Annotated in this window: 21 protein-coding genes; 11 read left to right on the forward strand and 10 right to left on the reverse strand. The window is 66.3% G+C overall.

Annotation, left to right across the window (positions count from 1 at the left end; all coding sequences use genetic code 11):
- From VGV41_RS00545 to VGV41_RS00580, 8 genes are all read left to right on the forward strand, one after another.
- Positions 1–1,890, forward strand: a complete 1,890-nt coding sequence (locus VGV41_RS00545; protein ID WP_326861688.1) for an extracellular solute-binding protein — start codon at positions 1–3, stop codon at positions 1,888–1,890.
- Positions 1,891–2,062: 172 nt separating this feature from the next.
- Entirely contained in the window at positions 2,063–3,916 is a 1,854-nt protein-coding gene (locus VGV41_RS00550; protein WP_326861689.1) for an extracellular solute-binding protein, read from the forward strand.
- Between the two features lie 49 nt (positions 3,917–3,965).
- On the forward strand, positions 3,966–5,078 hold the full coding sequence (locus tag VGV41_RS00555; protein WP_326861690.1) for a microcin C ABC transporter permease YejB: 1,113 nt from the start codon (positions 3,966–3,968) through the stop codon (positions 5,076–5,078).
- Entirely contained in the window at positions 5,078–6,271 is a 1,194-nt protein-coding gene (locus tag VGV41_RS00560; RefSeq protein ID WP_326861691.1) for an ABC transporter permease, read from the forward strand. The genes VGV41_RS00555 and VGV41_RS00560 overlap by 1 nt, the downstream gene beginning before the upstream one ends.
- A 13-nt stretch (positions 6,272–6,284) precedes the next feature.
- Complete coding sequence (locus VGV41_RS00565) at positions 6,285–7,913, forward strand: ABC transporter ATP-binding protein (protein ID WP_326861692.1); 1,629 nt, start codon at positions 6,285–6,287, stop codon at positions 7,911–7,913.
- Positions 7,910–8,857, forward strand: coding sequence for a glyoxylate/hydroxypyruvate reductase A (locus VGV41_RS00570; protein ID WP_326861693.1), 948 nt, complete (start codon positions 7,910–7,912; stop codon positions 8,855–8,857). The genes VGV41_RS00565 and VGV41_RS00570 overlap by 4 nt, the downstream gene beginning before the upstream one ends.
- A gap of 13 nt (positions 8,858–8,870) precedes the next feature.
- Positions 8,871–9,479 carry an NUDIX hydrolase gene (locus VGV41_RS00575; RefSeq protein WP_326861694.1) on the forward strand — a complete coding sequence of 203 codons (609 nt, stop codon included), beginning with the start codon at positions 8,871–8,873 and terminating at the stop codon, positions 9,477–9,479.
- A 77-nt stretch (positions 9,480–9,556) separates the two neighbouring features.
- Positions 9,557–10,231: a thioredoxin domain-containing protein gene (locus VGV41_RS00580; protein WP_326861695.1), complete on the forward strand. Its 675-nt coding sequence runs from the start codon at positions 9,557–9,559 to the stop codon at positions 10,229–10,231.
- On the opposite strand, the gene VGV41_RS00585 is transcribed toward VGV41_RS00580, so the two are convergent.
- From VGV41_RS00585 to acdA, 3 genes are all read right to left on the reverse strand, one after another.
- Positions 10,232–11,071, reverse strand: coding sequence for a C40 family peptidase (locus VGV41_RS00585; protein ID WP_326861696.1), 840 nt, complete (start codon positions 11,069–11,071; stop codon positions 10,232–10,234). It lies immediately after the preceding gene.
- A gap of 109 nt (positions 11,072–11,180) precedes the next feature.
- The gene (locus tag VGV41_RS00590) at positions 11,181–12,557 is read right to left on the reverse strand and encodes a leucyl aminopeptidase family protein (RefSeq protein ID WP_326861697.1); all 1,377 of its coding nucleotides are present in this window, start codon (positions 12,555–12,557) and stop codon (positions 11,181–11,183) included.
- 2 nt (positions 12,558–12,559) lie between these two features.
- The gene (gene acdA / locus VGV41_RS00595) at positions 12,560–13,795 is read right to left on the reverse strand and encodes a 3-sulfinopropanoyl-CoA desulfinase (RefSeq protein ID WP_326861698.1); all 1,236 of its coding nucleotides are present in this window, start codon (positions 13,793–13,795) and stop codon (positions 12,560–12,562) included.
- 116 nt (positions 13,796–13,911) lie between these two features.
- Between acdA and VGV41_RS00600 the strand changes: the two genes are divergently transcribed.
- The 3 genes from VGV41_RS00600 (at position 13,912) to VGV41_RS00610 (ending at position 15,788) form a co-directional block, all read left to right on the forward strand.
- Positions 13,912–14,721: a tetratricopeptide repeat protein gene (locus VGV41_RS00600; protein ID WP_326861699.1), complete on the forward strand. Its 810-nt coding sequence runs from the start codon at positions 13,912–13,914 to the stop codon at positions 14,719–14,721.
- Between the two features lie 144 nt (positions 14,722–14,865).
- Positions 14,866–15,360, forward strand: a complete 495-nt coding sequence (locus tag VGV41_RS00605; protein ID WP_326861700.1) for a DUF6803 family protein — start codon at positions 14,866–14,868, stop codon at positions 15,358–15,360.
- Between the two features lie 128 nt (positions 15,361–15,488).
- Complete coding sequence (locus VGV41_RS00610) at positions 15,489–15,788, forward strand: hypothetical protein (RefSeq protein WP_326861701.1); 300 nt, start codon at positions 15,489–15,491, stop codon at positions 15,786–15,788.
- A 17-nt stretch (positions 15,789–15,805) separates the two neighbouring features.
- On the opposite strand, the gene VGV41_RS00615 is transcribed toward VGV41_RS00610, so the two are convergent.
- The 7 genes from VGV41_RS00615 to cpaB are packed head-to-tail and all read right to left on the reverse strand — an operon-like array spanning position 15,806 to position 23,660.
- A complete protein-coding gene (locus VGV41_RS00615) occupies positions 15,806–16,780 on the reverse strand; it encodes a type II secretion system F family protein (RefSeq protein WP_326861702.1) in 975 nt (324 codons plus the stop codon).
- Positions 16,781–16,799: 19 nt separating this feature from the next.
- Positions 16,800–17,765, reverse strand: coding sequence for a type II secretion system F family protein (locus VGV41_RS00620; RefSeq protein ID WP_326861703.1), 966 nt, complete (start codon positions 17,763–17,765; stop codon positions 16,800–16,802).
- 16 nt (positions 17,766–17,781) lie between these two features.
- Positions 17,782–19,335 carry a CpaF family protein gene (locus VGV41_RS00625; protein ID WP_326861704.1) on the reverse strand — a complete coding sequence of 518 codons (1,554 nt, stop codon included), beginning with the start codon at positions 19,333–19,335 and terminating at the stop codon, positions 17,782–17,784.
- A gap of 15 nt (positions 19,336–19,350) precedes the next feature.
- Positions 19,351–20,649, reverse strand: a complete 1,299-nt coding sequence (locus VGV41_RS00630; RefSeq protein WP_326861705.1) for an AAA family ATPase — start codon at positions 20,647–20,649, stop codon at positions 19,351–19,353.
- The gene (locus tag VGV41_RS00635) at positions 20,646–21,389 is read right to left on the reverse strand and encodes a CpaD family pilus assembly protein (RefSeq protein ID WP_326861706.1); all 744 of its coding nucleotides are present in this window, start codon (positions 21,387–21,389) and stop codon (positions 20,646–20,648) included. Before VGV41_RS00635 ends, VGV41_RS00630 begins: the two co-directional genes overlap by 4 nt.
- Positions 21,390–21,406: 17 nt before the next feature.
- Positions 21,407–22,849 carry a type II and III secretion system protein family protein gene (locus tag VGV41_RS00640; protein WP_326861707.1) on the reverse strand — a complete coding sequence of 481 codons (1,443 nt, stop codon included), beginning with the start codon at positions 22,847–22,849 and terminating at the stop codon, positions 21,407–21,409.
- 22 nt (positions 22,850–22,871) lie between these two features.
- Positions 22,872–23,660 (reverse strand): Flp pilus assembly protein CpaB, encoded by a 789-nt coding sequence (gene cpaB, locus VGV41_RS00645; RefSeq protein ID WP_326861708.1) that lies wholly within the window; start codon positions 23,658–23,660, stop codon positions 22,872–22,874.
- Positions 23,661–23,686: the final 26 nt, after the last annotated feature.

Raw genomic sequence — 23,686 nt, forward strand, 5'->3', positions numbered from 1 at the left:
ATGACAGTGTCCCGCCGCTCCCTCCTCCGCGCCTCTGCCGCCGCAATCGCAGCACCGGTCGTCAGCCGGCTGCCATTGGTCGATAGGGCGCTGGCCGAGGGCGCGGCGGAGCCGGCCTGGAAGCACGGCCTCTCGCTGTTCGGCGAGGTGAAGTACCCGGCCGGCTTCAAGCATTTCGACTACGTCAATCCGCAGGCGCCGCAGGGCGGCCTCATCCGGCGGCTGGCCGTCGGCACCTTCGACAACTTCAACCTCGCCGTCTCCGGCGTGAAGGGCTCGCTTGCCAGCGGCACCGAGCTGTTCATGGAGACGCTGACCACCTCGGCGCTCGACGAGGTCTCGACCGATTACGGCCTGCTGGCGGAAGCGGTCAGCTATCCGGACGACCGCTCCTCGGTCACCTACCGGCTGCGCGCCAACGCGCACTGGCACGACGGACAGCCGGTCACGCCGGAGGACGTCATCTTCTCGTTCGAGACGCTGAAGCAGAACGCCCCCTTCTACGGAGCCTATTACCGCCACGTGACCAAGGCTGAGAAGAAAGGCGAGCGTGAGGTCGTCTTCACCTTCGACGGGCCCGGCAATCGCGAATTGCCGCAGATCGTCGGCCAGATTCCGGTGCTGCCGAAGCACTGGTGGCAAGGCACCGACAAGAGCGGCAGAAAGCGCGACATCACCCAGACCACGCTCGAGCCGCCGCTCGGCTCCGGGCCTTACAAGGTCAAGCAGGTCGCGCCCGGCCGCACCATTCTATACGAGAAGGTTGCCGACTACTGGGGCAAGGACATCAACGTCAACGTCGGCTCCAACAATTTCGACCAGGTCCGTTTCGACTACTACCGCGACACCACGGTCGCGCTCGAGGCCTTCAAGGCCGACCAGCTCGATTTCCGCACCGAGAACAGCGCCAAGAACTGGGCGACCGGCTACGATTTCCCGGCGGTGAATGACAAGCGCGTCGTGCTGGAGAAATTCCCGGTCCGCAACGTCGGCATGATGCAGGCCTTCGCTTTCAACATCCGCCGCGACAAGTTCAAAGACGCGCGTCTGCGCCGCGCCTTCAATTTCGCCTTCAATTTCGACGAGATGAACCGGCAAATCTTCTTCGGCCAGTACCAGCGAATCGACAGTTATTTCTCGGGCACCGAACTCGCCGCGACGGGACTGCCGAGCGGGCTCGAGCTCGAGATCCTCCAAACGGTGAAGGACAAGGTGCCGGCCGAGTTGTTCACCAAGCCCTACAGCAATCCGGTCAACGGCAATCCGCAGGCGGTGCGCACCAACCTGCGCGAGGCGCTGACGCTTCTGCGCGCGGCCGGCTACGAGGTGCGCAACACCAAGCTCACCGATACGAAGACCAATACGCCGCTCACCGTCGAATTCCTGGTCGAGGACCCGGCGACCGAGCGCTTCGTGCTGTTCTACAAGCCGTCGCTCGAGCGCATCGGCATCGGCGTCAGCGTGCGCACGGTCGACGCCGCGCAATACGAGAACCGGCTGCGGCAGTGGGACTATGATATCGTCGTCGCCAGCTGGGCGGAGTCGCTGTCGCCGGGCAACGAGCAGCGCAACTACTGGAGCTCGCAGGCGGCGGATATTCCCGGCTCGCGCAATGTGGTCGGCATCAAGAATCCGGCGGTGGACGAACTCATCAACCGCGTTGTCTTCGCCAAGAGCCGCGAAGAGCTGGTCGCCGCCACCAAGGCGCTCGACCGCGTGCTGTTGTGGAATTTCTACGTAGTGCCCCAATGGACCTACCCGTTCCAGCGCACGGCGCGCTGGGACCGCTTCGGCCATCCGGAGACCATGCCGAAATACGGGCAGGCGGCGTTTCCCAATATCTGGTGGTGGGACAAAGACAAGGCGGCCAAGGTGCCGCAGCGGAATTGATGACGCGCATCTCAGTCATGCTTTTGTCCCGGGCGCCGCGCAGCGCGTTTGCGGTGCGCTGCAGACCCGGGACCCCGGTTTTCCAGAGCAAGCGGGGTCCCGGATCAGCGGTGCATCACGTCGCTGCGCTCGTGCTGCACCGCGTCCGGGACACGAGCCCAGAGGGCCGCGCATGATCAGCCGTCGCGAGGTGCTGGTGCTCTCGGCCGGCGCGCTCGCCGCGGCACGGCTGCCGCCTGCCTATGCGCAAGCGCGGCCCGCCGAGCGCCACGGCATGTCGGCCTTCGGCGATCTTGCCTTGGGTCCCGAGTTCAAACAGCTCGCCTACGTCAATCCGGACGCGCCGAAGGGCTGCACCTATTCTGAGTCGGTGTCGAGCCGCGGCTACAATGGCTCGTTCCTCACCTTCAATTCGCTGAACGCCTACATCCTCAAGGGCGACGGCGCATTCGGCATGGACTACACCTTCGCGACGCTGATGGCGCGCAACGGCGACGAGCCGGATGCGATGTACGGCTTCGCGGCTCGCGCGGTGCGCATCTCGGACGACGGCCTCACCTACACATTCCTGATGCGGCCCGAGGCGAAATTCCACGACGGCACGCCGCTCACGGCGCAAGACGTCGTGTGGTCGCTGACCACGCTGAAGGACAAGGGCCATCCGATCATCACGCAGTTGTTGCGGGATTTCAAAGGCGCCGAGGTCGCGGGCCACGACGGCGTGGTCGTACACTTCGCGCCGAAACGCGGGCGCGACGTGCCGCTGTTCGTCGCCGGCCTGCCGATCTTCTCCAGGGCCTATTACGGCCAGCACGAGTTCGACCAGTCGACGTTCGACATCCCGCTCGGCAGCGGCGCCTACAAGGTCGGCCGCTTCGACGCCGGCCGCTTCATCGAATTCCATCGCGTCAAGGACTGGTGGGGCGCCGATCTGCCGGTCATGCGCGGGCTCTATAATTTCGACGTGCTGCGCTACGAGTACTACCGCGACCGCGACGTCGGCTTCGAGGGCTTCACCGCCGCCAATTATCTGTTCCGCGAGGAGTTCACCTCGCGCACCTGGGCGACACGCTACAACTTCCCCGCCTTCAACGACGGCCGCGTCAAGCGTCGCGTGATTCCCGACCAGACGCCGTCCGGCGCGCAGGGCTGGTTCATCAATACGCGCCGCGACAAGTTCAAGGACCGCCGGCTGCGCGAGGCGCTGATCGACGCGTTCGATTTCGAGTGGACCAACAAGACGATCATGTACGGGTCCTACGACCGTACGCAGTCGGTGTTCGAGAATTCGCCGATGAAGGCCGTGGGCAAGCCGTCGCCGGAGGAGGTCGCGCTACTTGAGCCGTTCCGCGGCAAGGTGCCGGACGAGGTCTTCGGCGAGCCATACGTCCCGCCGGTGACCGACGGTTCCGGTCAGGACCGCCGCTGGCTGCACCACGCCGCGAAACTGCTCACCGACGCCGGCTGCGGCATCAAGGACGGCAAGCGCATGCTGCCGAGCGGGGAGCCGCTCACCATCGAATTCCTCGTCGACGAGCCCAATCTCGAGCCGCACCATCTTCCGTACATCAGGAACCTCGGTATCCTCGGCATTCAAGCGAGCCTGCGGCTGGTCGATCCGGTGCAGTATCGTCGCCGCGTCGACGATCGCGACTTCGACATCATCATCGACCGCTTCTCTTTTTCGTCCACGCCCGGCGATTCGCTGCGCACCTACTTCTCGTCGCAGGCCGCCCGTTTGAAGGGCTCGCAGAACGAGGCCGGCATCGCCGATCCGGCAATCGACGCCATGATCGACCACGCCATCGCCGCCAAGACGCGCGACGACATGATCTTCGCCTGCCGCGCGCTCGACCGCGTTTTCCGATCCGGCCGCTACTGGATTCCGCACTGGTACAAGCCAACCCACTGGATCGCCTACTGGGACGTGTTTGCCTGGCCGGACAAGCAGCCGCGCTACGGCCGCGGCGTGCCGGAGAACTGGTGGGCGGACGCCGCCAAGGCGACGGCGATAAAGAAGGGATGAGGCTCCTCAGGGTGACGGATCGGTAGCAACAGGGTAAGACGACTATCGCATGACCGCCTACATCATCCGCCGCATCCTGTTCATGATCCCGACCATGTTGGGCATCATGCTGGTCGCCTTCGTCGTGGTGCAATTCGCGCCCGGCGGGCCGGTCGAGCAGGTCATCGCCAAGCTGACCGGCGCCGAGACCGGCGGCCTGTCGCGCATTTCGGGCGGGGGCGGCGACTTCGGCTCGCGCGGCCTGGCGCAGGGCGCCTCCGGCGTCGACGCGGTGTCGTCGAAATATCGCGGCGCGCAGGGCCTCGATCCCGAGTTCATCAAGAAGCTCGAGAAGCAGTTCGGCTTCGATAAGCCGGCGCCGGAACGCTTCGCGATCATGCTGTGGAACTACATCCGCTTCGATTTCGGAAAGAGCTATTTCCGCGACGTCAGCGTGCTGCAGTTGATCAAGGAGAAGCTGCCGGTGTCGATGTCGCTCGGCATCTGGATGACGCTTTTGACCTACCTGATCTCGATCCCGCTCGGCATCCGCAAGGCAGTCGAGGACGGCTCGCAGTTCGACATGTGGACGTCGAGCGTCATCATTATCGGCTACGCCATTCCCGGCTTCCTGTTCGCCATCCTGCTGATCGTGCTGTTCGCGGGCGGCTCGTTCTTCGACTGGTTTCCGCTGCGCGGGCTCGTGTCCGACAATTTCTGGCAGTTGCCCTGGTACGCCCAGATTGGCGACTACTTCTGGCACCTGACGCTGCCGATCATCTCGATGGCGCTGTCCGCCTTTGCCACCATGACGCTGCTCACCAAGAACTCGTTTCTCGACGAGATCCGCAAGCAGTACGTGCTCACCGCGCGCGCCAAAGGCTGCTCGTCGAACCAGGTGCTCTACGGGCACGTATTCCGTAACGCCATGCTGATCGTGGTCGCCGGCTTCCCGGGCGCCTTTGTCTCGGCCTTCTTCACCGGCTCGCTGCTGATCGAGACCATCTTCTCGCTCGACGGCCTCGGCCTGCTGGGCTTCGAGAGCGTGCTCAACCGCGATTATCCCGTGGTATTCGCGACGCTGTACATCTTCTCGCTCATCGGCGTGGTGGTGAACCTGATCTCGGATCTCACCTATACGTGGATCGACCCGCGCATCGACTTCGAGACGCGGGAGGTGTGATGGACGCGCGCGCAGGCATCCCCTCGCAGGACATCAAGCCGGGCGGCGTCGTCGAGAAGGACGTGCCGCCGCGCCGGCGCTGGATCGCGATCTCGCCGCTCAACAAGCGCCGCTGGCAGAACTTCAAGGCGAACCGCCGCGGCTACTGGTCGCTGTGGCTGTTCCTGATCCTGTTCGTGGTCTCGCTGTTCGCCGAGTTCATCGCCAACGACCGGCCGATCTTCATCGAAGTCAACGGCAAGATGTTCTTCCCGGCGGTGATCACCTATCCGGACACGGATTTCGCCAAGACCCAGGACCCGATGCTGTTCGGCACCGCCGCCGATTATCGCGACCCGTATTTGATGGGCCTGATCACCAAGGAGCACGGCACCGTCGTCTGGCCGCCGATCCATTTCTCCTACAACACGCAGGTGAGCAACCCGCCGTCGCCGTTCCCGTCGAAGCCGACGTGGATGCTGACGCAGAAGGACTGCGAGTGGGCGGCGACGCATAATTTCGCCAAATGCGACCATCTCGAATCGAACTGGCTCGGCACCGACGACGGCGGCCGCGATGTCACGGCGCGGCTGATCTACGGCTTCCGCATCTCGGTGCTGTTCGGGCTGTGCCTTACCATCGTCTCCTCGATCATCGGCGTCGCCGCCGGCGCGGTGCAGGGCTATTTCGGCGGTTGGACCGATCTCTTGTTCCAGCGCTTCATCGAGATCTGGACCTCGATCCCGTCGCTCTACCTCCTGCTGATTATCTCCTCGGTGCTGGTGCCGGGCTTCTTCGTGTTGCTCGGCATCCTGCTCTTGTTCTCCTGGGTATCGCTGGTGCATCTGGTGCGTGCAGAATTCCTGCGCGGCCGCAACTTCGAATACATCCAGGCGGCGCGCGCGCTCGGCGTGTCGAACGCGGTGATCATCTTCCGCCATTTGCTGCCGAACGCGATGGTGGCGACGATGACGTTCCTGCCGTTCATCCTGTCGTCCTCGGTGATGACGCTGACCGCGCTCGATTTCCTCGGTTTCGGCCTGCCGCCGGGCTCGCCCTCGCTCGGCGAGTTGCTGTCGCAGGCGAAGGCCAACGTGCAGGCGCCGTGGCTGGGCCTCACCGGCTTCTTCTCCATCGCCATCATGCTCTCGCTGCTGATCTTTATCGGCGAAGCGGTGCGCGATGCGTTCGATCCGCGAAAGACATTCAGATGAGTAAGATTTGCCGATGAGCGCCCCCCTTCTTTCCGTCCGCGATCTGTCCGTTGCCTTCGGCCAGGGCGAACGGCAGGTGCTCGCCGTTGACCGCGTTTCGTTCGATATCGCCAAGGGCGAGACCGTGGCGCTGGTCGGGGAATCCGGCTCCGGCAAGTCGGTCACCGCGCTGTCCGTGATGAAGCTGCTGCCCTACCCGCCGGCGCATCATCCGTCCGGCTCGATCCTGTTCAAGGGCCAGGAGCTGCTCACGATGCCGGAACGCGCGATCCGCCGCGTGCGCGGCAACGACATCACCATCATCTTCCAGGAGCCGACGACTTCGCTCAATCCGCTGCACACGATCGAGAAGCAGATCGGCGAGATCTTGCTCCTGCATCAGGCGCTGACCGGCGACGCCGCCCGCGCGCGCATCGTCTCGCTGCTCGACCAGGTTGGCATTCCCGATCCGGCCAGCCGGCTCGGTAGCTATCCGCACCAGCTCTCCGGCGGTCAGCGCCAGCGCGTCATGATCGCGATGGCTTTGGCGAACGAGCCTGATTTGCTGATCGCCGACGAGCCGACCACCGCGCTGGACGTCACCGTGCAGGCGCAGGTCCTCAAGCTGTTGAAGGAGTCGCAGACGCGGCTCGGCATGTCGATGCTGTTCATCACCCACGACCTCGGCATCGTGCGCAAGCTTGCCGACAAGGTCTGCGTCATGAACCACGGCAAGATCGTCGAGGCGGGCGCGGTCGAGCGCGTCTTCACCGCGCCGGAGCACCCTTATACGAAGGCGCTGCTCGCCGCCGAGCCGAAGCCAGATCCGGCGCCACCGCGTCCCGAGGCGCCGCTGGTGGTCAAGACCGATGATTTGAAAGTATGGTTTCCGATCAAGCGCGGCGTGCTGCGCAAGGTGGTCGGTCACATCAAGGCGGTCGACGGCATCTCGGTCGAACTGCGCAAGGGCGAGACGCTCGGCGTCGTCGGCGAGTCCGGCTCCGGCAAGACCACGCTCGGCCTCGCCATCCTGCGGCTGATCTCCTCGAACGGGCCGATCGTGTTCATGGGCCACACGATCCAGGGGCTGAAGTTCAAGGAGATGCGGCCCTATCGCCGCGACATGCAGATCGTGTTTCAGGACCCGTACGGCTCGCTCTCGCCACGCATGTCGGTCGCCGACATCGTCGAGGAGGGCCTGCGTGTGCACCACCCGCGCCTCAGCCTCGAGGAGCGCGAGCAGCGCGTCGTGACGGCGCTCATCGAGGTTGGCATCGATCCCGGAACGCGCGACCGTTATCCGCACGAATTCTCCGGCGGCCAGCGCCAGAGGATCGCGCTCGCCCGGGCGCTGGTGCTGGAGCCGACCTTCATCGTGCTCGACGAGCCGACCTCGGCGCTGGACATGCTGATCCAGGCGCAGATGGTCGACCTGCTGCGCGATCTGCAGAAGAAGCGCGATTTGACCTACATGTTCATCTCGCACGACCTGCGCGTGGTCGCGGCGCTGGCGAGCCGGCTCATCGTGTTGAGGCACGGCAAGCTGGTGGAGGAGGGCGCCGCCGCCGACCTGTTCAAGGCGCCGAAGTCCGACTACACGCGCGCGCTGCTCGCCGCCGCATTCAATCTGGAGACCGCGCCGGCCGGCGTCGTCTCGCAATGAGCGGCGCCATCCTGGTCGCCGTCGACGGGCCGCAGGCCGCGCAATGGGCCGAGCTGTTCCGGTCGCACGGCGAAGGCCGGCCGGTGCGGCTGTGGCCGGAGATCGGCGACGCTTCCGATGTCGAGATCGCCTGCGTGTGGCGGGCGCCGCACGGCTTGCTGGCGACGCTCCCGAAGCTCAGGCTGATCGTCAATCTCGCCGCCGGCGTCGATCATCTGCTCGCCGATCCGAACTTGCCCGACGTGCCCATCGTTCGCGCCGCGCATGCCGACCTCAGCATGCGCGTAACCGAATATGTCGTGCTGCATACGTTGCGCTACCACCGCCGCCAGCCGCTTTACGAGGCGCAACAGCGCCAGCGTCTGTGGAAGGAGCATCCGCAGCCGGCGGCCAGCGAGGTCGCCGTCGGCGTCATGGGCCTCGGCGTCATCGGCACGGAAGCGGTGCGCGTGCTCGCCCGCATCGGGTTCAGGGTCGCGGGCTGGAGCACGAGCGAGAAGCTTGTCGACGGCGTCGAAACTTTCCACGGCCCCGCCGGGCTCGATCCATTCCTCGCCCGCACCGAGATCCTGATCTGCCTGCTGCCGCTGACCAAGACGACGCGCGGCATCCTCAACCGCTCGCTCTTCGCCCGGCTCAAGCGCGACGGCGCCGCCGGCGGCGCCTTCCTCATCAATGCCGGCCGCGGCCGCCTGCAGATCGACGGCGACATCCTCGCCGCGCTCGACGACGGCACGCTGTCCGGTGCCACGCTCGACGTCTTCCCGCACGAGCCGCTGCCGCCGGAGAGCTCGTTGTGGGCGCATCCGAAGGCCACGATCACGCCCCACAATGCCGGCGATATCCTGCCCGACATTCTCGTCGCCGAGGTTATGGCCCAGGTGGCCCGCCTCGACCGCGGCGAACCGCTCCTGAACGTCGTCGATCGCACGCGGGGCTACTGACGGAGACATGCCCATGGACGAGATCGCCGATCGCGCCGCCGATGTCGCCTTCGATGAGCCGGAACTGCTCGCCAAAGGCTACCGTGCCTATCGCCGCTATCGGGTCACGCTGACCGGCGAGGACGGCGCGACAATCGAGCAGGAGCGCGACGTGCTCGACGGCGGCAAGGTGATCGCCGTGCTGCCGGTCGACGTGGAGCGCGACGAGATCGTGCTCATCCGCCAGTTCCGCCTGCCGGCGCATCTCGGCAACGGCAAAGGCGACCTCGTCGAGATCGTTGCCGGCCGCGTCGAGCAAGGCGAGACGCTCGCCGCCAGCGCGCGCCGCGAATGCCGGGAGGAGATCGGCCTCGCGCCGTCCGCCCTCGTCGAACTGTTCAGCTATTTCACGACGCCGGGCCTCACCGACGAGACGGTCACCGTCTTTCTTGCTGCCATCGACGCCGCGCAGGTGCCCGCGCACACCCGCCTGGGCGACGAGTACATCCGCACGCTGCGGGTGCCGATCGATGCCGCGCTGACCGCACTCCAGACCAATACCATCCACAACGGCCCGGCGATCATGGCGCTGCAATGGCTGGCGCTCAACCGCGCGCGGCTCGCGGAGCTGTTGCGCAGGTAGCGCTCTCACCTATTCGTGATTCGCGATTTGTGTCGCGGCCCGGCATGACGGCGCACCCGCCCCACCGGATACGCCCAATGTCCCTCGCGCGCCTCCTCGTCCTCGCCGTTCTTTTCGCCGCCCCCTTGGCCGCGCAGGCGGACGAGGGCTATTACCCGATCAAGGCCGACGACGGCGAGACCATCGCCAATCACCGCGTGCCGGTCGAGATCGAGAGCCAGATCGAGAAGCTTCCCGGCATCGTCGCGGTCGGCAATCCGCACGGCGACGTCACGCTGGTCGAGTTCTACGACGTCAACTGTCCGTTCTGCCGCGCCGCGTCGCCCGATATCGAAGCGATGCTGAAAGGCAATCCCGAACTGCGGCTGATCCTCGTGCCATTCCCGGTGCTCGGCATTCCTTCGATCCAGGGCACGCGCGTCGAGCTGGCGGTGGCGCGGCTCACCTCGGCGCAGAATTTCTATAAGTTCCACCGCCTGCTCGATTCGAGCCGCGGCACCGTCGATGGCAGCCGCGCGATCGCGGCGGCGCAAGCCGTCGGCCTCGATGTGCAGAAGGTGCTCAAGATCGCCAACGAGGACAAGCTCGCCGACGTGATGACCGCGCATCTAAAGCTCGGCGATGCGCTGGCGATCCAGGCGACGCCCGGTTTCGTCATCAAGGGCGTCGCCATCGTCGGCTATCCCGGGCCGAAGTCGCTCGCAGAAATCATCGCTTCTGTCGAGAAATGCGGCGTGGTGATCTGCCAGTGATCAGAGGATCCGCTTCACGGCGGTAATCTCGCCGCCCGCCGCCTTGATGCGCTGCGCCGCCCAGGCGAGCGGCTCCAGCGCCACCATCATGTGGAAGGCGTTGGCGTGCAGCAGCGTGCGCTCGTCGCGGGCGATGGCGACGTGGCCCTTCCAGAACACCAGATCGCCGCGCGTCAGCTCGTCGACCGTCACCGCGCGGCCGAGCATCGCCTCCTGCATGTCGCTGTCGCGCGGGCAGGCGATACCGGCGGCGGTCAGCGCCAGTTGCACCAGCCCGGAGCAGTCGATGCCGAGCGAGGATTTGCCGCCCCAGAGATAGGGTGCCCCGAGCAGCATCTCGGCGACCGCGACGAAATCGCGATAGGTGGTCGATAGCGGCGCGATATGCCCGACCGGCAGATGCCATCCGTTCTCGGTGACCGCGAAGCGATCGTCCTGCCGCGCCACGGCAAGAGCCGCGCCGAGCGACAATGCCGCGAGCGGCGGCCGCTTGATGTCGGGTGCCGGGAAGCACAGCGTGCGCGGCACGATCACCTTGTGTGTCGGCGCCGTGCCGGGTGTCGCCAGCGCATTCGCCGGCAGCCAGCCGACATAGCCGTCGTTATCGAGCTGGCCCCAGGCCCAGCCCTCGTCGGAGACCTCGTAGACGGTGACGCGTTCACCGCACAGCGCCTGTGTGTCGAGCGCAGCGTCGGGCGTCGGCGCGTGGCGCAGGTCGGCGAAGGGCTCGACGACCTCGAACGCGGCTCCCTCGACATAGCGCTCGGCCTCGACCTGCCCTTCCAGGTGGCTGGCAGCGAGATCGGGACGGAACGGGTTGGTGCGCCTGTCGAGTATCATTTATCTGCTTCCGTTCATCCCCGCGAATGCGGGGATCCAGTTGTGAGTCTGTACTGGATTCCCGCTTCCGCGGGAATGAACGGAGTTTGTGGCGATGCCGCGGCGCATGTCACCCATAACGCTTGCACAGCATCGCATAGAGCGCGCGCGCCGATTGCAACTCGCCGCCCTCCGGCCGCGCCGGCTTGGCCGCCGGCGTCCAGGCGAAGACGTCGAGATGCAGCCACGACTTCGCCTCGACGAACTTGCGCAGGAACAGCGCAGCGGTGATGGCGCCGCCCTGGCCGCCGCTCGACACGTTATTGGTGTCGGCGACTTTCGAGTCGAGCATGGCCTCGTACGGCTTCCACAGCGGCAGCCGCCACACCGGGTCGTGCTCGGCAAGGCCGGCGCGCGCGAACTCGTCGGCGAGCGCGTCGTCGTCGGTGAAGAAGGCCGGCAGGTCGGGCCCGAGCGCGACGCGCGCCGCACCGGTAAGCGTGGCAAAGTCGGCGATCAGCGCCGGCTTCTCTTCGTCGGCGAGTGCCAGCGCATCGGCGAGGATCAGCCGCCCCTCGGCGTCGGTGTTGCCGATCTCGACGGTGATGCCCTTGCGCGAGGGAAAGATGTCGCGCGGCCGGAAAGCCGCGCCGGAGATCGCGTTTTCCACCGCCGGGATGAGCACGCGCAGCCGCACCTTCAGGCCGCGCGACATGATCATGTGCGCCAGCCCGAGCGCCGTCGCCGCGCCGCCCATGTCCTTCTTCATGTTGAGCATCGAAGCGTCGGGCTTGATGTCGAGGCCGCCGGTGTCGAAGCAGACGCCCTTGCCGACGAGGGTCACCTTGGGGTCGCTGTCCTTGCCCCAGGTGAAATCGATGAGCCGCGGCGCGCGCGGCGAACCCATGCCGACGGCCTGGATCAGCGGGTAGTTCTTCTCGATCTCTGCGCCGATGGTGACGTTGAACTTCGCGCCGTGCTGCGTCGCGAGCTTGCGCGCCGCGTCTTCGAGCTCCTGCGGGCCCATGTCGTTCGACGGCGTGTTGATGAGATCGCGCGCCAAATCGACCGCTTCGGCGATGCGCGAGAGATCGTCGCCATCCATGCCGTCCGGCACCACCAGCTTCACGTCATGCGGTGCCGCCTTGCGGTAGCGCGTGAACTGATAGCTGCCGAGTGCGAACGACAACGCCGCCAGCCGCGCATCGTGCGGCGCGTTGGCGAAGCGGTAGGTGCCGGGCGGCAGCAGCGACACGAGCTGCGCCGGGCGGAAGAAGTCCTTCACCTTGGCGTCCGCGGGCTCGATGCCGAACAGCACGCCGCCCAGGCCGCCGTCCGGCCCCTGCACCATGAGATGCCGCCCCGCCTTCGGCTCGAAGCCGGCGGCCTTGACGAAGGCCGCCTCGCGCGCGTCGAGCACCTTGCTCGCCTCCGCGTAATTGGCCTCGTTGACGAACAGGATCGGCGTCGCCGGCTTGGTGCCGGCCTTCACGTAGACGGGATGCATGCTTACTCCGCGGCGTCGCGCATTGAGGGTTTCGGCATATAACCGTCGCGGCCCTGCGGCAGCTTCCAGCCGAGCATCTTGGCGGCGACGAGCGTGCGCAGCACCTGCGCCGTGCCGCCGCCGATGGTGAACATGCGCACGTCGCGCGCCATGCGCTCGAGCGGAAGTGACCGCGAATAGCCGCGCGCGCCGAACATCTGCAGCGCGTCGTTGACGATCCTGATGGCTGCTTCGGCGGCGAAGATTTTGGCCTGCGCCGCGAGCATCGGATCGGGGAAGGCGCTGCCGTCCGGCCCGCGCGAACGCGCAGCGGTGTAGAGCATCAGCCGCGACGCCGTGAGCTGCACCTGCATGTCGGCGAGCATCCATTGCAGGCCCTGGAATTCGCCGATCGGCCGGCCGAACTGCTCGCGCGTCTTCACCCAGTCGAGCGCATGGTCCAGCGCGCCGGCGGCGATGCCCATCGCCACGGTGCCGGCGCCGACGCGCTGGCTGTTGTAGGCGTTCATCAAATCCGCGAAGCCGCGGCGGAAGCCGGACGGCGGCATGACCACCATATCGGCCGGCACGTCCAGATTCTCGAAGGCGAGCTCGCCCTCGGGCATGCCGCGCAGGCCCATCGTGTCCTCGCGCTTGACGCGCCTGAGACCCGAATTCGGTTTATTGGCCTCGTCGCGCACGGCGAGAAAGCCGCCGATGCCGAGATCGGCACCTTGCTCGTCGAACACGCGCGCGAAAATGAGATGCAGCCGCGACACGCCGGCGCCGGTGATCCAGTGCTTGCGGCCGTTGATGACGTACTTGTCGCCGCGCCTGTCGGCGCGCGTGGTCATGGCCATCGCGTCCGAACCGGCGTCCGGTTCGGTGATGCAGATCGCCGGCTTGTCGCCCGCGAGCACGAGCGAGGCGGCTAGCCGCTTCTGCGCCTCGCTGCCATAAGCCATCACCGTCGAGATGGCGCCCATATTGGTCTCGACCACGATGCGGGCGGTGACGGTGCAGGCCTTGGCCATCTCCTCGATCACCAGCACGGCGTCGAGGAACGACCGGTCCTGGCCGCCATAAGCCTTGGGGATGGTCATGCCGACGAAGCCGGCCTCGGTCAGCGCCTTGACGATGTCCCAGGGGTATTCGCCTTCGGCGTCGATCGCGGCGGCGCGCGGCCGCACCACCCGGTCGGTGAAAGCGCGCGCGCGCGCCTGGAGTTCCCGTTCGGCGGAGGAGAGCAGAGGGTCCATGCCCCGTTTATAGCCTTCAGCGGGGCTGCGGGCGAGCGGGCGGCCCTGTCTATTAACCGCCCGTTAGGGTTAACCTTTTATTGCAGAAGGACCGGCCCGCCAGCCCCCGGATCCGAATGCCTTCTCGTCCCGCCCGTTTCATCGCCGCGACCGTCCTGTCAGTCGTGCTGGGCTTGTCGGTCGCCGGCTGCAACACCGTCGACGGCCCCGAGACGACCGGTTCCCTCGGCGCCGGGACCGCGCCGCCGGCGCCGCGCAGCGAGGCCGAGTGGCGCGCCTCGCTCGATGTCCTGGGCAAGCGCTACCGCGAGAATAGCAGCGACCCCGCCGCCGCCATGGCCTATGCCCGCGCTCTGCGCGCCACAGAGCAATACGCGCAGGCCGCCGCCGTGCTGGAGCAGGCGGCGATGCGCAATCCGCATGACATGCCGTTGCTCGGCGCCTATGGCCGCGCGCTCGCCGATACCGGCCAGTTCCAGCAGGCGCTCGATGCGCTCGGCCGCGCCCATACGCCCGACAATCCCGACTGGCGCATCCTCAACGCCGAGGGCGCCGTGCTCGACCAGATGGGACGCCATGTCGAAGCGCGCCGCCATTACGACGCGGCGCTCAAGATCGTGCCGAACGAGCCGTCGGTGCTGTCGAATCTCGGCCTGTCCTATGCGCTGACCAAGCAGCTCAAGAAGGCCGAGGACACGCTGCGGCTCGCGGTGACGCAGCCGAACGCCGAGCCGAAAGTGCGGCAGAACCTCGCGCTCATCGTCGGGCTCGAGGGCCGCTTCGCCGAGGCGGAGCAGATCGCCGCCGCCGACCTGCCGCCGGCCGAGGCGCAGGCGAACGTGCAATACCTGCACGCCATGCTCGACCAGCAGAAAGACTGGAAGAAGCCGGGCAAGCGCATCACCATTCCGCGCGCCGGAACGTAATTGTTCCTTCCTTTGAGGCGCAGCTCAAACGTAGCACCACGCTGAACGTTCGGGACAAGCGATCGCAGCGCGCTGCCGTGTTGATGTGCGTCAAAGCGGTGGTGTCGATTCTCGACATTGATGGTTCAAACGTGAGAGCCAGCAATGAATATGACCCATTACATGGAGCTGCTTGCGGCCAACCAGCCGTGGAATTTGCTCATCTTCATGGGCGGGCCGGTGGTGCTCGCCGAGACCATCGCCATCACCGAGCTGTATCTGCTCTACACGCGCAATTACAAAAGCCCGGTCCGTATGCTCAACCGGTTCTGCAGCGTGATCGTCGGATTTTATTTCAGCGCGGTTTTTGCTTACCTGATGACCACCGCTGTCTGGCCGTTGACGGTTCGTGGCGGCTGGCGCGGTCCGGCCGACGTCATTGCGGTCGGCTTCTATCTCGCCGGGGTCGTGCCGTTGCTCGGCCTGACGCTGGTCGATCTGCGGCTGATCGCAGGCAACAAGGACGAGCACGGCCGTATGGCCGTTCATGCCAGTTTCGTGGCCCTTTTCCTGATCGTCGGCCACGTTGCAATGGTGTTCGGCATGCTCGACCCGAGCGTGTTGATGGGCGAGCCCGCCGCCCCGACGCATGCGCATTGATCAGCAGCAAGCCGGCACGCGGGAACGCGACTCGCGTGCGATCCCTGCGCGGGCTGGCCAAAAAAATACAAATGCATCGATTTCGGCCCCGCGGCGTTTGTCCCCACGACACCACGAATGAGGCCGCCGTGAAAACGCTATTCGCTGTTCTCGCCCTTGCCGCTCTTGGCTTTGCTGCGCTGCCCGCTAATGCCGCGAGCACGCATCATGCCCGCCACCACCGGCATCATACCGCCTATCGGCACCACGCTCCTGCCGCAGCCGGGCATGCGTACGCCTATCAGCCGCAGATTGCTTGCACGGTCGCGGGCTGTAACCCGGTTCCGCGCGGCTGCCATCCCGAAATGGGCTACACGCCGGACGGGACACCGACCGGCTTCGACGTCGCCGTCTGTGGGAACACCACGTACTACGGCTATCGCCGCTAGGCGCGGGTCGGGCCCGGCTACTTGATCGCCATCACCTTGATGACGGCGGGTCCGAGAATGACCACGAACAGCACCGGCAGGAAGAACAGGATCATCGGCACTGTCAGTTTCGGCGGCAGGCCGGCGGCCTTCTTCTCGGCCTCCGACATGCGCATGTCGCGGTTTTCCTGCGCCATCGTGCGCAGCATGGTCGACAGCGGCGTGCCGTAGCGCTCCGCCTGCTGCAGCGCCATCGTCACCGACTTGACGCCTTCGAGATCGGTGCGCTTGGCGAGATTTTCGTAGGCCTGGCGGCGGTCCGGCAGATAAGACAATTCCGCCGTCGTCAGCGTCAGCTCCTCGGCGAGGGCGACCGATTGCGAGCCGATTTCGTCGGAGACCTTGCGGAACGCCGCTTCGATCGACATGCCGGATTCGACGCAGATCAGCAGCAGATCGAGCGTGTCGGGGAAGGCGCGCTTGATCGAGAGCTGCCGCTTCTGGATCTTGCTCTTCAGCAGCAGCATCGGCAGCTGCATGCCGACATAAGCCGCGCCGATGCAGATGCCGATCTTGACCGACAGCGGATAATTGAGGTGCAGCACCAGGAACACATAGAAGGCGGTGAACAGCAGCGCCACCACCGGCGTCACCATGCGCACGAACAGGAACGTGACGTAGGGCGCCTGGCCGCGGTAGCCGGCCTGCACCAGCTTCAGCCGCGCCTCTTCCTGGCCCACCCACTTCGACAGATTGAACTGATCGACGATCCGCTGGACGTACTGTTTGGGCGACGCCCGCAGCTGCACGCGCTGCTTTTCCTGGTTCATGCGCTCGCGCTCGCGCTGGCGCAGCTTCTCGCGCTCGAGCGCCACCGAGCGCATGCGCTTGTCGAGCGGGTTGGCGAACACGAACGGCATCGCCAAGGTCAATACCGTCGCAGCGGCGGCGACGGCGGCGAGCACCATCGTCAGCGTCTGGGTGTTGATCGCGCTTTCGAGCAGTTCGAGCATGTTGACGGCGTCTGCTTGCCTAGAAGTCAAAATTGATCATCTTGCGCATCACCAGCACGCCGCACATCATCCAGAAGGCCGATCCGGCCAGCATCAGATGGCCGAGCGGCTCGGTGAACAGCAGCGTGATGTAGTCCTTGCTGGTGAGCGAGACGAGGATCATCACCGCGATCGGCAGTGAGCCGATGATGCCCGCGGAGGCTTTCGCTTCCTGCGACATGGCGCGGATCTTCGCCTTCATCTTTTTGCGATCGCGCAGCACGCGCGACAAATTGCCCAGCGCCTCGGACAGGTTGCCGCCGGCCTTTTGCTGGATCGAGACGACGATGGCGAAGAAGTTCGCCTCCGGCAGTGGCGTGCGCTCGTAGAGCTTGTTGCAGGCCTCGCCGAGCGGCATGCCGATCGCCTGCGTGTCGACGATGACGCGAAACTCGGTTTTGATCGGCTCGGGTGCCTCGGTGGCGACCATCTTCATGCAGTCGAGCAGCGGCAGGCCAGCCTTGACGCCACGCACGATGATGTCGACGGCATCGGGAAAGTTGTCGAGGAACTTCACCTCGCGCCGCTTCTTCAGGTACGACAGCAGCCAGCGCGGCACGCCGAAAGCGCCGGCAAAGCCGATGGCGATCGCGGGCACGAGGCCTGGCCCGATGGTCAAGGCGACAATGAACAGCGCGAATCCGATCGCCGCCGAGATCAGGATGAACTGACGCTTCGACCAGGTCAGGCCGGCCTGCGCGATGCGTACGGTCAGCGACGGCTTCTGCTGCTTGGTCTTCTCCTCCAGTTCCTTCAGCGAGGCTTCGACCATGTCGCGGCGCGAGCGTTGCTGGCCGCGCGTCGCGCGGACCGCCGGCTCGGCGCGGGCGACGCTCTCGCGTCGCTTCTCCGCCTGCCGCTCGCCGGAGATCAGCGGATAGAGGAACACGTAGGCGATGCCGCCTACCGCAACCGCCGCCAGGAACGCGACCGCCAGCATGTTCATCGCCGCGGTGCCCCCGTCACGTGCGCATGTCCTGCGCCGCGGACTCGGCGGCGTCGAGGGCAGTGGCGAGCCGCTGTTCTTCGCCGTAATAGCGGGCGCGATCCCAGAAGCGCGGCCGGCCGATGCCGGTCGAGCGGTGGCGGCCGATAATGTTGCCCTGCGCGTCCTCGCCGGTCATTTCGTAGACGAACAGGTCCTGCGTGATGATGACGTCGCCTTCCATGCCCATCACCTCGGTGATGTGCGTGATGCGGCGGGAGCCGTCGCGCAGGCGCGCCGCCTGCACGACCACGTCGACCGAGGCGGTGATCATCTCGCGGATCGTGCGCGACGGCAGCGAGAAGCCGCCCATCGTGATCATCGATTCGAGGCGCGACAGCGCCTCGCGCGGGTTGTTGGCGTGCAGCGTGCCCATCGAGCCGTCGTGGCCGGTGTTCATCGCCTGCAACAGATCGAAGGCCTCGGGTCCGCGCACCTCGCCGACGATGATGCGCTCCGGACGCATACGTAGGCAGTTCCTGACCAGGTCGCGCATGGTGACCTGGCCCTCGCCTTCGAGGTTCGGCGGGCGCGTTTCCAGACGCACCACGTGCGGCTGCTGCAATTGAAGCTCGGCCGCGTCCTCGCAGGTGATGATGCGTTCGTCGTCGTCGATGAACTCCGTCAGGCAGTTCAACAGCGTCGTCTTGCCCGAGCCGGTGCCGCCGGAGATCAGCGTGTTGACGCGCGAGCGGCCGATGATGCGCAGGATTTCGGCGCCCTGCGGCGTGGTCGACCCGAACTTGACGAGCTGGTCGAGCGTCAGCTTGTCCTTCTTGAATTTGCGGATGGTGAGCGCGGGGCCGTCGATCGCCAAAGGCGGCACGATGGCGTTGACGCGCGAGCCGTCGGGAAGGCGCGCGTCGCAGATCGGCGAGGCTTCGTCGACGCGACGGCCGATCTGGCTGACGATGCGCTGGCAGATGTTCAGGAGCTGCTGGTTGTCGCGGAAGCGGATGCTGGTGCGCTGGATCTTGCCTTTGACTTCGATATAGACCGTGCCCGAGCCGTTCACCATGATGTCGGCGATGTCGTCGCGGGCGAGCAGCGGTTCGAGCGGCCCGAAGCCCAGCACGTCGTTGCAGATGTCGTCGAGCAGCTCTTCCTGCTCCGAGATCGACATCACGATGTTCTTGATCGCGATGATCTCGTTGACGATGTCGCGGATTTCCTCGCGCGCCGAATCGGCGTCGAGGCGCGCGAGCTGGGAGAGGTCGATGGCCTCGATCAGCGCGCCGAAGATGAGCGACTTGGTCTCGTAATAGGCTTCCGAGCGGCGCGAATCGACGGCGTTCGGCACCATCTGCACCGATGCGGGCGTGCGCGACGGCGTCGGCGCCGAGACGAGCGGCGCGCCGAGGCCCTGCGAGGGAAAGGGCGCACGGCCGGAATCGAGCGGCGCCTCGGCCGCCTTCGGCGCGGTCGGCGGCGCGTCGTGAAGCGGCAACGGCTGTGCTGCCGCGGCCGCCGGCGCGGCAGGCGCCGCCGCCGGGGCTCGGGTCTCGCTGATGGTGCTACGCTTACCGAACACGACGAACCCTGTCCCTTAGGCAGACCGCTTCATGAGCTTGGCGAGCAGCGGCGTCAGCAGGCTGTTGCTCTTGCGCTTGACTTCCGACCGGCCGGTGAGCACCTGCGCGAGCTGGCGCAGCATCTCCGCCGTCTTGTGGCCGGAGGAGACCTCCGCGATCATCTGGCCGTTGTTGGCCGCGGTGCCGAACAACTGCGGCTCGAACGGAATCGAGGCCAGCGGCTGGTCTTCCAGCGCCTTGGCGAAGTCGGCCGGCGTGATCTCCGGGCGCTTGGGCACGCCGACCTGGTTGAGGCAGTAGAACGGCCGGTGATCGTTCGGCCGCGCCGCGCGCAGCAGGTCGACCATGTTCTTGGCGTTGCGCAGATTGGCGAGATCGGGCGCCGCCACGACGAGGATGTCGTCGGCGCTCACCAGCAGCCGCCGCGTCCAGCCGGCCCACTGGTGCGGCACGTCGAGCACCGTGCACGGGATCGAGCTGCGCAGCGTGTCGAGGGTCGAATCGAAGGCGTCGGCGCCGAAATCATAGACGCGATCGAGCGTCGCCGGCGCCGCCAGCAGGCTCAGATGGTCGGTGCACTTCGACAACAGGCGGTCGACAAAGCCGGTGTCGATGCGGTCGGGCGAGAACACCGCGTCGGCGATGCCCTGCGGCGGGTCCTGGTTGTAGTCGAGGCCGGCGGTGCCGAAGGCAAGATCGAGATCGACCACGACGGAATCGACCGACAGGTCGCGACCGATCGAATAGGCGATGTTGTGCGCGACGGTCGACGCTCCGACGCCGCCTTTGGCGCCGACCACCGCGATGATGCGGCCGACGGGCTTGGCATCCGGGGCCGAATAGAGCCCGCAGATCGAGCGCACGACGTCGATCGTGCCGACCGGCGCGATCAGATAGTCGGAGACGCCGCGGCGCGTAAGCTCGCGGTAGAGCGTCACGTCGTTGACGCGGCCGACGACGATGACGCGCGTGCCGGCGTCGCAGACCTCGGCGAGCTGGTCGAGGCCGCCGAGAATCTCCTCGGCGCGGTGCTCCGCCTCGATGATGATGACGTTCGGCGTCGCCGAAGCGCGATAGGCTTCGATGGCGGCTGTCATGCCGCCCATCTGGATCTTGACGTGCGCCTTGGCGAGCCGCCGGTCCTCGCCGGCGGCCTGCACGGCGGCGGCGGTCTCGACCGTCTCGCAGAAGGCCTGCACCGACACGCGCGGCGCCGGCGCAATATGATCCTCGCCGGCGGCAACGTCCGCCGGGGCCGCGGCCTGCTGCCCCAGGTCTTCCGTGACCGCAACTTGATACGCGTTCCTGATCATTTCCCGAGATCGCTCAGCTTGCCCTTGTCATAATCCTGGTACTTGCCGGACGGGTTCTCTCCGGTGCGGTACTTGTCGATGGCGACGGAGCGGCGCGCGGCGTAGGCCGGCGTCTCGCCGCGCGGCTGCACCAGGTCGGCAGGGTTGTCGACCATCGCCGCGAGATTGTGCTGCGACGCGCAGCCGAGGTTCCAGTATTCCTGGTTCGAGAAGTCGGTGCCCTCGGCCGACGGGCCGAGATCCTTCGGCCACTGGCCGCACGGACCGGCGCTCGCGACCAGCTTGGAGTAACTGATCTTGATGCTGGCGAGCGCCGATGGCGCCGGCCGGTAGCTGCGCACATAAACGGCGCGGGCAGGAATGCCGGAGGCGTTGAGGATCGAATGCACCTCGCGCATGGAATCGGCGGCGGCGCGCGCGGTCGGCCCGCCCTGCGGCACCGCAATGATGACGCCGCTGGTGGCGTCGCGGCGCCATTCCTGCGCGAAGGAGAGGACGGCTGCGCGCTGCTCCGGTGTCAGGCCGCCGCGATTGCGGCCGACGAAGATTTCGACGCTGTGCGCGCCTTCCTTGATCGTGATCGGATGCCGCTCACGGTAATCGTTCGGATAGGGCGGCTCCGCCACCTGCGCCGTCGTCGTCTGGTAGCAGCCGCCGAGCAGAGCGGCGAAGCCGACGACCACAGCTGCCTGCGCCGCGATGCGGGCGCGCTTCGCGGTCGTCGTGTGAAGGCGTCTCATGCGATCCTCTCCGCCGCTCAATCCAGGATGAATCCGACCTTGCCGTGATAGGTGCTGTCCGGCGCGGGGGCGACCTTGCCGGCCGAGCCGTAGATACGGTTGAAGCTGCCGAGCAGCACGGCCGAGGGATCGTTGCTGTCGACGAAGCCGTCGTCGGGACGCGCCAGCTTGCTCGGCGCCACCGCGTGCACGACATAGGGCGTGACCAGCACCATCAGTTCGGTCTGGTTATTGATGTAGTCGCGGCTCTTGAACAGCGAACCGAGGATCGGCAACTGCATCAGGCCGGGCACGCCGTTGATCGACTGCTTGGTCTGCTCCTGGATCATGCCGGCCATCGCCAGCGAGCCGCCGGAAGGAATCTCGACCACGGTCTCGGCGCGGCGGGTGCGAATTGACGGAATGGTCAGCGGCTGGTCCGAGCCCGGTACCGACAGCGTCATTGCGTTTTCGGTCGAGAGGTCGGAGACCTCGGTCAGCACCTTCAGGCTGATGCGGCCGCCGGTCAGGACGACCGGCGTGAACATCAGGCTGACGCCGAATTTTTTGAATTCGATTTGCGCCTGACAGAGCGGCGGCGACTTGGTCGTGTCGCAGGACAGGCCGTTCGGGATGGGGAATTCGCCGCCGGCGACGAAGGTTGCCGTCTCGCCGGAGATCGCTGTCAGGTTCGGCTCGGCGAGCGTGCGGATGACGCCGGCGCGTTCCATCGCGCGCAGCGTGGCGTTGACGCTCGGCAGGACCGCGTTGAGACTGGTGTTGTTGTTCAGCGCCTGCCCGTAGGCCGAGAAGGCGTTGTTGGTGTTGAAGTTCACCACCGACGAGCCGTAGTTCAGCTTGCCGGAGAGATCGATGCCGAGCTGCTTGATGACGGAGCGCGCCACTTCCGCCACGGTCACCTTCAGCATTACCTGATCGCGGCCGCTGACGGCGATGCCATTGACGACCTTCTCGGTGCCGCCTGCGAGCTTGGCGGCGATGTCGAAGGCCTGTTGCGCATCGGCGGGGCTCGAGGCGGTGCCGGAGAGCATCACGGCCGCGCCGACGCCTTCGACGCGGATGTCGGAACTCGGGAGCGCCTGCCGGATGGCCGAGCGGATGCCGTTGAGGTCGCGGGTGACTGCGATATCGAAGCCGGCGATCTGCCGGCCCTGCGCGTCGAAGAAGAAGATGTTGGTCTGCCCTTCTTTGACGCCGATCATGTAGACGCGGCGCGCGGTGCGCACGACGGCGTTGGCGACCGTCGGATCGGCCACCAGGACGTCCTTGATGTCTTCGGGCAGATCGATGGCAACCGACTTGCCGACGCCGAGCGGGATGAAGCGCGAGGTCGCCTCGCTGGCGGCAACGCGCACCACCGAAGTCGGCACGTCGGCGCCGCTCGCCGCCGTGGTGGCGAGACTGGAAGCAGCGAGCATCGCCGCGAGCGTGACGGTGCGGATCAGCGAGCCGGTCGTCATGTCTGTCTCGTCTCCTCGATCCTTACCGCGTCGTCACGGTGCTGCCGACGCCGAAGCGAATGACGTTGACGGTGCCGCGGGACTTGGTCTTCGTGTCGGTGTCGGGCTTGTCGGTGGCGGAGGCGTCAGCGATGCTGCGCAACGACAGCGCCAGCGTGCCCAGACGCTGACCCATGGTCAGCGTTTCCGCCTGCGAGGGCGAGAGTTCGAGCGTCGCGGTCTTGCCGACCACGACGCGCTGTCCGTTCTTTTCCGCGATGTTCTGGTCGATCGCCAGGACGCGGACATTGGTGAGGATCGTCTCGCTGCTCTGACCGTCGCTGCCGCCGGTCTTGTCGGCGTCGCGCTTGGACAGGATGACGTCGACGCGGTCGTTCGGCAGGATGAAGCCGCCGGCGCCGGTCTCGGGCGAAATCTGCGTCGAAACGGCACGCATGCCGGGCGGCAGGATGGCGGCCATGTAGCCGGACCCGTGCGCGTCCACGAGCTTGGCCTCGCGGATTGGCTCACCCGCGACGAAGGGCGCGCGGGCGATCTCGCCGGAAAGCTTCTGCAAGGCGTCGGGGCGGTCGGATTTGCGGATGAAATTGCCGGTCGCGGCGCTGGCGGGCCAGGGCTGCCACTGCATCTCGCCGGGGGTGACCGGCTGACCGAGACCGATGTCGGATTTGGCGACGAGGACCTCGACCGTGTCGGGCTTGACCGCGGCGACCGGCTTGACGTCCGGCGCTTTCGAGCGCCCGGCGAGCAAAGCGGCGACGCCGCCGGCTCCGAGGGCGATGACAAGGACGACAAGACGCGCGGCTTTCATACGCTGTAACTCTCAAGCTCACAGAG

It is taken from the genome of Pseudolabrys sp. (assembly GCF_035943735.1).
GTDB lineage: Bacteria > Pseudomonadota > Alphaproteobacteria > Rhizobiales > Xanthobacteraceae > Pseudolabrys.

Excerpts from the sequence above, each read along its gene's own strand:
- VGV41_RS00545 (WP_326861688.1), top strand. The coding sequence starts at position 1 with ATGACAGTGTCCCGCCGCTCCCTCCTCCGCGCCTCTGCCGCCGCAATC.
- VGV41_RS00550 (WP_326861689.1), top strand. The coding sequence starts at position 2,063 with ATGATCAGCCGTCGCGAGGTGCTGGTGCTCTCGGCCGGCGCGCTCGCC.
- VGV41_RS00555 (WP_326861690.1), top strand. The coding sequence starts at position 3,966 with ATGACCGCCTACATCATCCGCCGCATCCTGTTCATGATCCCGACCATG.
- VGV41_RS00560 (WP_326861691.1), top strand. The coding sequence starts at position 5,078 with ATGGACGCGCGCGCAGGCATCCCCTCGCAGGACATCAAGCCGGGCGGC.
- VGV41_RS00565 (WP_326861692.1), top strand. The coding sequence starts at position 6,285 with ATGAGCGCCCCCCTTCTTTCCGTCCGCGATCTGTCCGTTGCCTTCGGC.
- VGV41_RS00570 (WP_326861693.1), top strand. The coding sequence starts at position 7,910 with ATGAGCGGCGCCATCCTGGTCGCCGTCGACGGGCCGCAGGCCGCGCAA.
- VGV41_RS00575 (WP_326861694.1), top strand. The coding sequence starts at position 8,871 with ATGGACGAGATCGCCGATCGCGCCGCCGATGTCGCCTTCGATGAGCCG.
- VGV41_RS00580 (WP_326861695.1), top strand. The coding sequence starts at position 9,557 with ATGTCCCTCGCGCGCCTCCTCGTCCTCGCCGTTCTTTTCGCCGCCCCC.
- VGV41_RS00585 (WP_326861696.1), bottom strand. The coding sequence starts at position 11,071 with ATGATACTCGACAGGCGCACCAACCCGTTCCGTCCCGATCTCGCTGCC.
- VGV41_RS00590 (WP_326861697.1), bottom strand. The coding sequence starts at position 12,557 with ATGCATCCCGTCTACGTGAAGGCCGGCACCAAGCCGGCGACGCCGATC.
- acdA (WP_326861698.1), bottom strand. The coding sequence starts at position 13,795 with ATGGACCCTCTGCTCTCCTCCGCCGAACGGGAACTCCAGGCGCGCGCG.
- VGV41_RS00600 (WP_326861699.1), top strand. The coding sequence starts at position 13,912 with ATGCCTTCTCGTCCCGCCCGTTTCATCGCCGCGACCGTCCTGTCAGTC.
- VGV41_RS00605 (WP_326861700.1), top strand. The coding sequence starts at position 14,866 with ATGAATATGACCCATTACATGGAGCTGCTTGCGGCCAACCAGCCGTGG.
- VGV41_RS00615 (WP_326861702.1), bottom strand. The coding sequence starts at position 16,780 with ATGCTCGAACTGCTCGAAAGCGCGATCAACACCCAGACGCTGACGATG.
- VGV41_RS00620 (WP_326861703.1), bottom strand. The coding sequence starts at position 17,765 with ATGAACATGCTGGCGGTCGCGTTCCTGGCGGCGGTTGCGGTAGGCGGC.
- VGV41_RS00630 (WP_326861705.1), bottom strand. The coding sequence starts at position 20,649 with ATGATCAGGAACGCGTATCAAGTTGCGGTCACGGAAGACCTGGGGCAG.
- VGV41_RS00635 (WP_326861706.1), bottom strand. The coding sequence starts at position 21,389 with ATGAGACGCCTTCACACGACGACCGCGAAGCGCGCCCGCATCGCGGCG.
- VGV41_RS00640 (WP_326861707.1), bottom strand. The coding sequence starts at position 22,849 with ATGACGACCGGCTCGCTGATCCGCACCGTCACGCTCGCGGCGATGCTC.
- cpaB (WP_326861708.1), bottom strand. The coding sequence starts at position 23,660 with ATGAAAGCCGCGCGTCTTGTCGTCCTTGTCATCGCCCTCGGAGCCGGC.